This is a genomic window from Paeniglutamicibacter antarcticus, assembly GCF_039544305.1.
Classification (GTDB): Bacteria; Actinomycetota; Actinomycetes; order Actinomycetales; family Micrococcaceae; genus Paeniglutamicibacter; species Paeniglutamicibacter antarcticus_C.
The window spans coordinates 1-11,805 of the sequence record NZ_BAABLK010000082.1 but is presented as its reverse complement, the minus strand read 5'-3'; the positions used below and the strand labels follow the sequence as shown (position 1 = coordinate 11,805).

The following is an 11,805-nucleotide window of genomic DNA, read 5'->3' as shown; positions in this document are numbered from 1 at the left end:
GGTTCAGTGCTTTGTTGCCTTCGGCAATATAGCGTTTCTTGACTTTGTAATAGGACGGTCGGCTGATGCCCAGTTGATCGCAAAATTGCGAGATACTGAGGGAGTCTGGCAGACCCGGATCGAACTCGATGATTTGACGGCGTACCGACGCCGATAATGTATTTGACACACAACATTATCAAATAATCCGAGGTCAGCTCCGGGTCTGCCACACTTTTGATACCTGTCAGCGATGTTATGAGAGATCATGTAAACGATGTCTTGAGTGATGCTGTAAGCGATGACCTGAGAGATCACATAGTCGCGGAATCGATCAGCTGTGGTCGAATTAACCCGCGCGCCACGGATGAGCGGTTTAAGTTGAAAGGCTTAAGTATCGTCAACGGGGCGCAGACATCTGGTGCGCTTGCTCGAGCGAAAAGAAGTGGCATTGCGCTAGAGGATGTCAGGGTCACCGTTCGCGTAATTTCGACAGCCGGGCATGATGCTGACTTCGGAAAACAAGTGACGCGCAAAACAAACACTCAAAACCAGGTCACAAATCGGGAGTTCGTTGCGCTGGATCCGTACCAGCTGGAACTGAGCGAAATATTGCATGCCGAGGGAATTCTTTATAGTTTCCGTAGTGGGCAGTCACTTGAAAGTGAAGAGCATAAATTTGCGTTTGATCTCGAGGAAGCCACGCGCGCGCTGGCTTGCCTCTCAAGCATTGACAACGCAACGCGTGCCAAGCGTGAATTGGGTCGAATGTGGCTCGACATAAAAACGAACCCATATCTTGAGCTGTTCCCACGAAACCTTGAACCCGCAAACATGTACAACGCAGTGCGTTTTTGGCGCAGTTTTGGAATGGCGCTCGACGATGTCAGCAAAACCCTTGAAAAGCGTGGGGCAAACATAGCGAAGAACTCCTTGTATATGGCCTGTGCGTTGTTTATGCAGACGGCGCGATCAAAAGGCGTAGCTTTTTCGAGTTTTGAATGGGATGTTGAGGGATGGATTTCGGACAACACCCCAGATATTGAGCGCCTTGTGGGCCTCATCGTCGATACGCACGAGGTAGAGAACTCAAGTGGACATGCGATGGCGTTCTTTAAGAATCAGCAAAAGATGGCGTCATTTGCCAGTCGCGTTGGACGAGAATTCCGCGCAATTAAAGCGACCACTTTACCTAGCGCCTGAGGTTCCGCCCCGACTGTTGGCAGTGGCATTCGCCGCGGCTGCGTAGTCCCGGCGGGCACCCTGAAGACGGAGTTTGCAATGCCCGTCGGGGTAGCGTGGTTTCAGAAGCGGTAAGGGTCGTTTCTGAAACCACGCTGTGAATTTAACAAAGAATTTTTTGCCTGTCGTGTGATGTCTCAGGGGACCTGTGACAGTTGATGTATCAGGACTTTGGTGACAGTTGCCCTGATTGCTGGTCCTTGCCAAAGAGCGTGCGGGACTTGGTGATTCCAACGTAGGTAGTGCCTGTTGGTGGCCACGCAAAGTCTGCAAGGACCTCGTCTTGGGTGTTGTTGAAGATAACGCCACCGGCATCCCAACTCGCGATGACGGTTCGTCCGCTCATCGATGCGGTCAAGGAAAATATGGTTCGCCCGATGTCGACGACGCCGTTGGGATAGGCGTTCAGCTTCCGGCTTCCGGTGCCGGAGAGATGGGTGATGCTGCCGGTAGGTCTCGTTTGGTCGATGGTCGCCAAGATGGTTTCCTTTGCCGCACCGATAGCTGTCGCTTCTGGTTGTTCCGCGGCTGCCAGCAGGCGTTGGGCAACGCTGAAAAGTCCGGCTCCGGGTGGATTGAGATCCGGAAGGCCCGGGATGGGTTCCGGTCTGGTCGGGCCAGATTCTTTTCCCGGAAGATCCGTGCCAGCTAGGCAGATGAGGGGGCATGCTTTCCAAGGGACACCATTTTTTCGTGCATGCTGATCGTCCATTGGCCCGGCCCGGGATGATTCCAGTGGGGCACGCACCTTCAAGGCTTCGTCCTTGCGGTCCTCGGTGAGCAGGCTGGGTGAGGTCTTGGGGCGGCGGGAGCGTGGCTCCATGACCGCGGATTGAACTTCGTCCCGTGCCCTGGCCCGGATCGCATAGAACGTCTTGCGGCTGATGCCGCGGTCGGTGCAGAACGTGGAGACAGCGCCGCGTGGGGCGTCACCGGGCCACTGTGCGATGGCGAGGCGGATGCGGGCGTTGACAGGCTCATTCTTGTTCACTGCTCATTCTTTGCCCAGTCGCCACGGCTTGGTCAAAGAGCCATTAACGCGACAGAAATGTCACCACCAAAACCCTTGAAGTGTCACCATTGTCTTGAGACATCACAGTTTTAGCCTGACGTCTGTTGCAGGGCATGGCGAAGCCACTCTCCAATCTCGGTTTCAGGTCCGAAGCGTTGAACCGAGCAGATTGCCGCGGGCGAAGTACCCGATCAGGGCCCAGTGTGGCAGATCGGTCGCCATGCGTTCCCTGTAAGTCAATGCGTCGCCGCCAAGACATTTGGGCTCCAGCCGAGCATGCTCGGCCAGGACTTGGGACGAACCAAAATCTCGGGGTTGAGACGGAACGCCTGCTGCACCGCCTGCTCATACAACCACAGGGTGTGCGTTGGTGCTGCTGCCCTTCGCAGCCAACGGCGCACCGTTGCAACGGGCCGCCCCAAGACTGCTCCGATGTCCGCTGCCGGAGGCCTTGGCCGCAAGTGCTGTACCGATGACTTCGAGGGAATCTGCGCGTCGTACCAACAGCACAGGGGGCAACAGCACCTGGGTGCGGCTGCAACCTCCACACCGGGCGCGGCACCGTCGCACGCTCAACTGTTAATCATCCGAGCCACGTACGTTCCGGTGGCGGGCGTGCCCGTAAGGGTGCAGCGGTGTCGTGCATCCGGGCATCCGGGCATCCGGGCATGCGATCAGCGCTCATGCAAATGACTCTTGCCCATCGTGCACCTATTCGTGAAGGGGGCACTTGGTGTCGATTGGTAGCTCCTGGCCGACAAGTCTCTGCCCGGCATCGGCAGGAGGGACAAAACCATCTTGCCAGCCGGCTGGCCGCGATACGTGCGCGCTGATCGAGGCCATGGGCACGGTCGTCATGCTGACGCCGACAATGAACCATGGACAGTGGAGAGCGGCATCGTCACGGAACCCGACTATCGGCGGTCATCCAACACGCCGCATAACAAGCAGGGAGGGTAGCGCAACCTACCGGAATGGCGGATGGCCATGGCCTCTGAGCAGTCGACTCGTCGAGTTACCTCGAATTATAGAGCTCCCTACCTCAACCCAGGCACACGTGCGTCAGGGACACCGGGTCCGTGGTGGAAGCCCAGCGAGAGCAACAGCGCCGGCGCGGATGTGCGCCGCGAAGAAGTCGCGTCCCTGGCCGGGGAAGAAGTCCTCGTGTCGACGTCCGGCTCGCCAATGGCGGGGAGGAAATGCCTACGAGCACTTGGGCAGCTGGGTGGCCCATCTTCTCACCGTACATCGAGAGGTTAGGCGAGCGCGGGACAGTGAGCGTGTCGCATCAACAGACGGGGTCGACACGCAACTCCCATCGACCGGTGAATAGCCAATGTTCATTCAAATACTAGCTGATGCGATAGCGTCTAGAATGATAAGTCGGAATCTTGGAAATTTGGAGGCAACGTGGCTAGACGGCTACTTGGGCTATCAACCGGATGGCTGGTACTCGCTGTCGTGATCGCAATCGGTCTCGCGATAGGCATGTTAACGTTGGCCGCGTCCATCAAAACAGGTTTTTGGTCCTTTCTTTGGTCGGGCGTTGGGTCAGCTTTGCTTTCAACGGCGCTCGCGCTGGTCATCTCAGAGATCGTCCTCAAACCACTTCTCGTGCGGGACCTGCTGGGCATGACACAGCTGAGAGACCGCATCGCCGATATTTCGATGAGAGATCTCGGCCCGGCGAATCGGGTGCGCTGGGAAGAGCTCTACTCGTCGGCCAAGGACATCGACTTGGTGGTCGACTCACCTACGGTCTGGATGGAACGGGACCTCGAGCGGGTCGTCGCGTGCGCGAGTAGAAGATCTCGTGTGCGAGTGTTCTTACCTTCGACTGACGGACCTTTGCGCGACGAGGTGAATGGAACGGAATCGGGGCTCAGAGAGGCCTGGATCCGGCGTCAAAACAAGCACGAACGAGCGGTGCTCGAAGTTTGGTATCTCAAGCTGGAGCCAACTTCATTCATGGGACGGTTCGATGATGAGGTTGTGGTGGCGATCGACGCGGGTTTACCAATCGAGACGAAGTCGAAAATCTACCTACACCTTGGCACTGAAGGCACATCTGACGTGCAGACGTGGATCAAAGATCGATGGCAATGGGCAGATTCCGACGTCGAGGGGACTTTGGCCTGGGCGAGCCCCAAGCCATTGCCCGAACCAGCTGAAGTGCGCAAAAGTCTCGGCACGAAACTTAAGGACACAGGAGGCCCATCTTGAATGAAACACGCTCGCAGGACATAGCGCTCCAAGCCCTGCTCGATGGTATCCATATGGGACAGGTCGTACTGCCGGATTTCCAACGGGATTTCGATTGGTCGGATGGAGATGTTCGTGCTCTGTTGGCGACGGTCCTGATGAACTGGCCTGTCGGGAGCATTCTCCTCATCGAAGGAGTCAGCAATCGTGAGTTCTACGCTCCAAGGGAGTTCGAGGAAGCCCCAACTCAGCCGACAGACATCGTTTACATCGTCCTCGACGGGCAGCAGCGATTGACTTCCCTGTACCATGCGCTGTACGGGCGCGGGCCGCTCCGATACTTCTTGAAGATCGATCATTACGCGGACTACGGTGACGTGAGCGCCATCGACGAGCTTCTCGTCAGCCATACCGAGGAGACTTGGTCAATGCTGTCGACTCCGGAACTACAGCGTGCCAATGATTTGATTCCTCTAACAGCGCTCGCGTCACCAGACAGTTTCTACGAGTGGAGGGATCGTCTAGAAAGTGAACCCGCAGAAATTGTCTGGCTCACAGCAATGTATCGCAAGTACCTTGCGCATCTGCCAAAATTCCGTGTTCCCGCAGTGATCGTGGATAGTCGTATCTCACCGGTCGCGATCGCTCGAGTGTTCCAGAGAGTCAACCAGGGTGGAATGAAACTTGGAACATTCGATCTGATGGTCGCGAAAACCTACTCGCCAACATTCAACCTACGCGCGGCCTGGGAGAAATCGAAAGTTGATCATCCATCGCTGAATAAACATCTACGAGACGATGGGTTGCCGATCCTTTCCGTTCTCGCGCTTCTAGAGCTTGGAAACGTCCGTCAGAGTTCAGTGCTGAAGCTACCCGAAGGGAGGGTCATCGACAACTGGGAACAGGCTGCGCGACACTACGCCACCGCTATTGAGTTCGTAGAAGAGGAATTCGGCGTTCTCAGCTCTGACTGGCTCCCCTACGGCCAGATGCTCACAGTTCTGGCGGCCGTTTCTTATGAAAGGGATCTCCGTAGCATGCGCGACGTGGTAGCGCGCTGGTTTTGGACGACGGGCTTCGGACATCGGTACGACTCTGCGTCAAATACCCGCGCTGTCGCTGACTACAAGAAGCTCCGGGGTGGGGATGAAGCTACCTTGGAACAACTGCGGTTCGTCATTGAGGAGATGGTCGAATCGACAAAAGGGAAACGAGGGGCGGTCCACCGGGCCTACTTGTGCGTTCTCGGTTCGAGCGCCGCTAGCGAGCGGCGTGTTTTCAACACCGCCCCCACTCCGGCGTCAATATTTCGGCGACGTACCGGGGCACCTGCTCTACACCTCCGCACGCTGACTTTCGCGATCCAGGATGGAGAATCTAACCGTGTCGATTCAATCGGCATGGCTGATGTCGATCCCGACCAGTACTTCAACGCGGCTGAAAGACAGATCGAGCGTGTTTCCGAATTCCTAAAATCCAATGCTGGGATCGATGCTCGGATCGTAAGCGAAGCTGAAGAAGAGAGACGAATCGCGGAATCGGTTTCTCGACCTGAGGGAGACCCGGATTCGCCATCCAACCTCCAGAGCTAGTAGACCGCGAGAGAGCGGTATGCTGCGTGATATTGTTGGCGCTGAATTCCAGGATCGCGACTTTAGACGGGCGACCGCGAAAGCAGGGGGAGATCACATAGCCGACTGTCTAGAGGGCGGGCTCCTCTACACTTAGGGCGTTATTGGGTGCCAGTGATTATGTCCTTAGTAAACGCGGAAAGTCATTGAGCAAAGCGGGCATCTCACGGTCGCCATGAGCACAAACGATTCACGCGAGCTCCTCACTCGCACTCACTGCAAACCTGAATGAACACTGATGCGGCTGGCGGTCATTTGGCGGAATCTGGAACCAGGGTTACCGCGAGTGCTCATCACCTCTGGCGAGGTCAATAGCTGCGGAAGAATTGCCACTTTCCCGCACGTTGCAGAGGGTTAGAAACGCTTCCAATCGCCCGATGGTCGGACCTGCTACGATCGCACGGAAGCTCACGATCGTCTGAATAGAGAACCGTGGAAAGCCCTGCATACAGAAGTTATTCCGTGACTGAACGTGATGGATTTCCGCTTCAACGTCTAAATTCTACTTTTTCTATGAGGGGCTGGTCACGCAGGCTGTAGCGCGTGACCAGCCCCTCATCGTTTAATCGAAAAATGAACACAGCCACCAATTTGGAACGTCAGAGTATTAGCTACGGATAACTGAAGACCCACGCGCGTCCGATATGACAGCTTCAATGCCTATAACGCCTAGGCTCGTCTTGGCTAGGGAAACTTTAGAAACATGGGAAATGACGTGCACTGTGAGCGATGAGAACGATAAGAGTATTGAACTGATTGTGATGCCGGACCTTGGGATCCCTGTCGAAGTAGATAGCGACGGTCCACGCCCAGAAGATGGCACCAACCCAAGCATCAAGGCCATGATGGATGAACAAGACGGGGAAGCGGTGCAATTTGCTATCTCGTTCCTAAAAAAGGTCATTCGACTCCGAGGTGTGCGCATTGACAGGGCGCAATTCCTCAAGTCGGAACTCCACAAGAGAGGTATCGGAGCTGCCGATATTGACAGGGCAATCAGTGAGAACCCAGCAGTAGCCGGCATTACACCAGCCATGCTTGACGAAATCGCCGATAGCGCGATTGACTTCGAGACTGCAAAGTCATCAGCATTGTCATTTGCTGCCGGACTACCTGGCGGTATTGCGATGATCGGAACAGTGCCTGCTGACATTACACAGTTCTACGTCCACGCCTTCAGGGTCATGCAGAAAATCGCATACATTTATGGTTGGCAGTCGTTCCTGAAAGATATTGAAGACATCGATGATGAAACCTTGGGTATCCTTGCAACGTTCCTCGGGGTAATGATGGGGGTCGGCAGTGCGTCGGCCTCATTGGGTGCCTTTGCCGTTCAGATAGCCCGTCCAGCTGTCCAAAAGAAAATCGCGAGTGTCGCACTGACCAAAACCGCGTGGTACCTCCCGATGAAGCAGACGCTGAAGGTCATTGGTGTGCAGGTGACCAAGCAGAGCTTCGCCAAGACTATGAGCAAGGTCGTTCCAGTCGTGGGAGGCGTGGTCTCGGGAAGCCTTACCTTCGTTACTCTTAATACTCAGTCGAAACGGCTTATGAAGCACCTCCGGGAACTGCCGCCGCCGAATGTCGATGCGGAGGCCTACCTTGCAGCTGTGAAACTCGCCGATGAAATGGCGCCAAGCAGCACAAAAGACCTTGTAGCTAGGCTCGGCGATGTCAACTCGACGGTCAAGGAAACTGCCTCTAGTGCGGCGGAAATCTTGGGCACCGGTGTAGCAAGTGCGGCTGGCACCGTGACACGCCCGTTCCGGAGCGTGGACATAGACGGGGACGGGATCCCGGATGAGCCGCAGGCGCTCACCAAGGTCAAGGGTGTCGGGGGCGTCATCGCCGGGAAGGCGAGCTCCGTGGGAGGAAGCGTCGCAGGATTGTTCAAATCGAAGAAGCACGGCGAACAAACGGACGACGACTCCGTGATTAGCAGGTCGGAGGCCGTTGAACAGTAATCCGTGACGGCAGAGGTTATTCAACTGGGAAACGCGGTGGATTTCCGCTTCAACGTCTAGTCGTGTTCCGGCCTAATGTCTCCTCGCTCATGTTTTAGATACGGCCCCGCTTGCTTCGGCAATCGGGGCCGTACCTGCATGTGCGTGGAGCGGATATCGCGCGGTACTAGTTGTCCTCCGCCCACCATGAATGTCACGGTGAAATCACGCCAAGTTAGCGGGATGTAGGAGGGTCGAAATTTGCGACTACCACCCTCTCGTGAGGTTACCCATTCTTGGTACTATGTAGGCATGGCTCAGAACACCTCAATCAGTCTCGACGACCACTTCACGGGTTTCCTCGCCCGTGAAGTTGCGACCGGGCGGTACCGGTCTGCCAGTGAAGTTGTTCGCGCTGGCCTTAGGTTGCTAGAAGACCAGGAGACGCATATGGCGGCGCTGAGGGTAGCGCTGATTGCGGGCGAAGAGAGCGGTGAACCTGAGAACTTCGACTTCGACGCCTTTGTCGCGTCGAAGAAGTCATGAAGAGCATTCGTCTCACACTGGCCGCGCAGCAAGACCTCTCATCGATCTGGGATTTCACTCAGGAGCGCTCGGATGAGAATCAGGCTGAGATCTACGTATCCGAGTTGAAGGCAGCGATCGAGCGCATCGCCGCTGACCCTCATCGTGGACGGGATTGCGGCGACATTCGCGAGGGATACCGTCGCTACAGCATCGGCAGCCATCTGGTCTTCCATGTCGAGAGAACCGACAGCGTCGACGTGATCCGCATCCTTCACCAGCAGATGGATCCTACACGGCATTTATAGGCGGTGCTGCTGGTCAACGAAAGGTTGCTCTGTACCGGAACGCGGTGGAGTTCCGTTTCAACGTCTAATCACGTTCCGGACGGACGTCTCCTGAGGCACGTTTCAGACACGGCACCGGTTGCTTTGGCAACCGGTGCCGTGTCTGCTTGAGCGTGAATCGAGATCTTCTTGGGGCCACAACACCGTGCCGTGTTTAGACTGGCTTGGTCAATGGCTTCCAGAAAGGCGAGACGGCCTTGATCCCTTGCTTTGAAGAGTCACCCGATGCGTAGTCTGTTTGCAGGCATACGCTGAGCCCGCACGTCGCGCATGTCGAACAGTCTCCAAATAATGGCGTCGAAGGTGGCCCTCTCATCAGGTAGCTCGCACATCTGTAATCCACGAGAACGGTGGGCGTCGGATCAGGGAACGGCTACTCCCGTGCACGTCGCACGGCAATGAAGCGCCGGTTCCCATATGTTCGCGACATCATCCGAGCACTGGGTGATCCTGGTGGGTTCTTTTCCGAGGCTGCGAGTCCGGAGCCTTGGCTGGCACGGGGCGACGTTGACGTGGTTTTCTTGGTGAGCGAGGCAATCTGCTTTGGCCGACAGTCACTCATGAACGAATGATCACCACGCCTATGGGAAACTATCACCACACCCCACACCCCACACCCCACGGCTATGAAGTCGGCATGAGTGCGGTCCCGGTTGAGTTCCGCCTTAACAACTGAGATGCAACGCTCTGAACCCGAATCGCGGTTGCAGGGAAAAGGCGCGTCTCACCCTTTAGCGGCCGCTGGATCTTTACGCTGATCCATTAGATGGTTAACGGGAAGATCAATCCGACACTTATGAAGGAGCACGCAACCATGACTTTTAATGTCTACCTTTCCGGTGAGATACACACCGACTGGCGTGACGAGATCCAGCGCGGGGCACAGGCTGCCGGGCTGGATGTGGAATTCACCGCGCCGGTGACAGACCACCCCGCAAGCGACGCCGCAGGCGACCATCTCGGCGAGGCCTCTAGCCAGTTCTGGCGCGACCACCAGTCCTCCAAGATCAACGCCATTCGGACGCGCACCCTGCTTGAACAAAGTGATTTGGTGGTGGTGCGCTTCGGGGACAAGTATAAACAGTGGAACGCCGCCTTCGATGCCGGCTACTGCGCCGCGCTGGGCAAGCCATACGTGACTCTGCACGATGAGGACATCGTCCATCCGCTCAAGGAGGTCGACGCCGAGGCTCAGGCATGGTGCAAGACCACCGAGCAAGTGGTGCAGACACTGACTTACGTGCTCAAGGCATAAGTCCGCTGTTGCTCCGTGGCGCAACGCGGTGGAGTTCGGCTTCAACGTTTAGCCTCTTCAGCCTCAGGGACACTTCGATGGAACGCTCTGCGCCTTATGGCGGGGCGTTCCATCGTTGTATGGGGCCCGGACATGGCCCCGGAGATGACGGGACAGTGCATGGCAAGGCTCGATCGGGGATCGCGGCTGGCCGGCGAGACAAACGCATCAATGCAGAACAGTCGCGTTCCAGGCATTTCAAGCTCCTGCATCGGTCTGCGGGGATCCCTCTGTGCTCCAGACCGCTTAGTCAGCTCACTTCCCCATCGCTTTGGGGGATCACCGTCCAGGGTTTGACGTGCTTATGCCGCCACTGTGAGGATCAAGGGATGAAGAACCAGATGCGCGTGGCGGCCCGATGAGCCTTTACTCGTTCCACCTCGCAAACATGCCGCTGCTCAAAGCCTTCGGCGGGCTCTTGCGTCCGCCGAAGGCCCTTGGTTTGCGCCACATGGAAGTGCTCGCCGGGATGCAGCTGGGAGCAGCCGTAATCTCCCCGCACCGGATGCAGGTGCGGCGGATGGCGGTGTTTGCACAGTGGGAGGCCGAGGCGGCGCTTGTCGACTTCCTAGCGCAACACCCATTTGGCCGGAAACTGAGCGAGGGCTGGCATGTAAGGCTCGAGTTCTTGCGCCGGTGGGGTGAAGTCCGAGATATGGTCCTGTTCCCGGAAGGTGAAGAGCGGTTGGAGCTCAATGAACCCGTCGTTGCGGTGACGTTGGCCCGCATGCGTCTATTCGAAATGCCCCGGTTTATCCATTGGGGCCGACCCGTTGAGCGTCAGATACGTGACCACCCCGAAGCAATACTCGCCATGGCGGCTATCCGGTTGCCGCGGACGGTTTCAACGTTCTCGATCTGGACCAGCACCAGGGCGATGACAGGAATGGTGTTTGGCCGCGATGACGGTGAGGCTGCTCGCCGCCATACCGAAGCGATGACTGAACGCGATCGCCGGGATTTCCACCACGAATTTACGACGCTGCGTTTCAGGCCGCTGTCGGAGCACGGCTCTTGGGAAGGCCGATCCGATTACGTTCCTTGGTCCGCGTAAATCCTGCTGCCTCCGGGCGCCAGGGTTGCATCGCGGAGATCGACGGGCACCGTTGAACGTTGGAATCGCCACTTTTGTCGTTCGTTGGCCTGCGGTTCGGGCCCGACCGGACTATGGGCCTTGGCGCGGACGATGGTTCGTTCGGTTCCACCGTTATCCTGAAATCGCGGCGGCCGAGAACAATCCAACAATGCGCGGCCGGGTGGTTGTGTTGAGACCGGAGTACCACGGCCGCAAAATTCTGGGTCTCCACATTTAGGCGCCATGGGTCTGGATACCGGCTGCAACGAGTGATTCCCAAGGCCAGTTTCGAAGCGGGGGCAATTATGTCACCGGTGCCCGTCATCGCGGTGCCACGGGCAAGCGAGCCTGCTGTCGCTGAACAGCCTCTTGACCCCCCTGCGGTTCGGTAACAACTGCAGTGCCCGAGGGTTGAATGGGGATCTTTATGGCTCTACTGACATATCCGTGGGCGTGAGCCGCGAGCCTTAACGTCCACACGCCGCTTCCTGCCTAGGATTTTTGACTGACTAAGGTACAAAAATCTAGGGACTGAAAACGGCGTGCAGAAAACAA

10 protein-coding genes are annotated in these 11,805 nt (G+C 56.9%); 8 read left to right on the top strand and 2 right to left on the bottom strand.

The window, feature by feature from the left end; all coding sequences use genetic code 11:
• Window positions 1-169, bottom strand: a 169-nt coding sequence (locus tag ABEA12_RS15610; RefSeq protein ID WP_425571708.1) for a helix-turn-helix domain-containing protein, incomplete at its 3' end; no start/stop codon positions are given.
• Between the two features lie 92 nt (window positions 170-261).
• Here ABEA12_RS15610 and ABEA12_RS15605 point away from each other — a divergent pair.
• Window positions 262-1,182: an AIPR family protein gene (locus ABEA12_RS15605; protein ID WP_210100254.1), complete on the top strand. Its 921-nt coding sequence runs from the start codon at window positions 262-264 to the stop codon at window positions 1,180-1,182.
• Window positions 1,183-1,384: 202 nt separating this feature from the next.
• On the opposite strand, the gene ABEA12_RS15600 is transcribed toward ABEA12_RS15605, so the two are convergent.
• Complete coding sequence (locus ABEA12_RS15600) at window positions 1,385-2,212, bottom strand: hypothetical protein (protein WP_210100255.1); 828 nt, start codon at window positions 2,210-2,212, stop codon at window positions 1,385-1,387.
• A 1,482-nt stretch (window positions 2,213-3,694) separates the two neighbouring features.
• Between ABEA12_RS15600 and ABEA12_RS15595 the strand changes: the two genes are divergently transcribed.
• The 7 genes from ABEA12_RS15595 (at window position 3,695) to ABEA12_RS15565 (ending at window position 11,229) form a co-directional block, all read left to right on the top strand.
• The gene (locus ABEA12_RS15595) at window positions 3,695-4,456 is read left to right on the top strand and encodes a hypothetical protein (protein WP_210100256.1); all 762 of its coding nucleotides are present in this window, start codon (window positions 3,695-3,697) and stop codon (window positions 4,454-4,456) included.
• The gene (locus tag ABEA12_RS15590; protein ID WP_210100257.1) at window positions 4,453-6,027 is read left to right on the top strand and encodes a GmrSD restriction endonuclease domain-containing protein; all 1,575 of its coding nucleotides are present in this window, start codon (window positions 4,453-4,455) and stop codon (window positions 6,025-6,027) included. The genes ABEA12_RS15595 and ABEA12_RS15590 overlap by 4 nt, the downstream gene beginning before the upstream one ends.
• A 761-nt stretch (window positions 6,028-6,788) precedes the next feature.
• Complete coding sequence (locus ABEA12_RS15585) at window positions 6,789-8,030, top strand: EcsC family protein (protein ID WP_210100258.1); 1,242 nt, start codon at window positions 6,789-6,791, stop codon at window positions 8,028-8,030.
• Between the two features lie 291 nt (window positions 8,031-8,321).
• Window positions 8,322-8,555, top strand: a complete 234-nt coding sequence (locus tag ABEA12_RS15580; protein ID WP_210100259.1) for a type II toxin-antitoxin system ParD family antitoxin — start codon at window positions 8,322-8,324, stop codon at window positions 8,553-8,555.
• Window positions 8,552-8,842 carry a type II toxin-antitoxin system RelE/ParE family toxin gene (locus tag ABEA12_RS15575; protein WP_210100260.1) on the top strand — a complete coding sequence of 97 codons (291 nt, stop codon included), beginning with the start codon at window positions 8,552-8,554 and terminating at the stop codon, window positions 8,840-8,842. Before ABEA12_RS15580 ends, ABEA12_RS15575 begins: the two co-directional genes overlap by 4 nt.
• 853 nt (window positions 8,843-9,695) lie before the next feature.
• On the top strand, window positions 9,696-10,136 hold the full coding sequence (locus ABEA12_RS15570; protein ID WP_210100261.1) for a YtoQ family protein: 441 nt from the start codon (window positions 9,696-9,698) through the stop codon (window positions 10,134-10,136).
• Window positions 10,137-10,626: 490 nt separating this feature from the next.
• Window positions 10,627-11,229: a hypothetical protein gene (locus tag ABEA12_RS15565; RefSeq protein ID WP_345468884.1), complete on the top strand. Its 603-nt coding sequence runs from the start codon at window positions 10,627-10,629 to the stop codon at window positions 11,227-11,229.
• Window positions 11,230-11,805: the final 576 nt, after the last annotated feature.

Coding starts and splice junctions, on each gene's coding strand:
- ABEA12_RS15580 (WP_210100259.1), top strand. CDS start 8,322: ATGGCTCAGAACACCTCAATCAGTCTCGACGACCACTTCACGGGTTTC.
- ABEA12_RS15575 (WP_210100260.1), top strand. CDS start 8,552: ATGAAGAGCATTCGTCTCACACTGGCCGCGCAGCAAGACCTCTCATCG.
- ABEA12_RS15570 (WP_210100261.1), top strand. CDS start 9,696: ATGACTTTTAATGTCTACCTTTCCGGTGAGATACACACCGACTGGCGT.
- ABEA12_RS15565 (WP_345468884.1), top strand. CDS start 10,627: ATGGAAGTGCTCGCCGGGATGCAGCTGGGAGCAGCCGTAATCTCCCCG.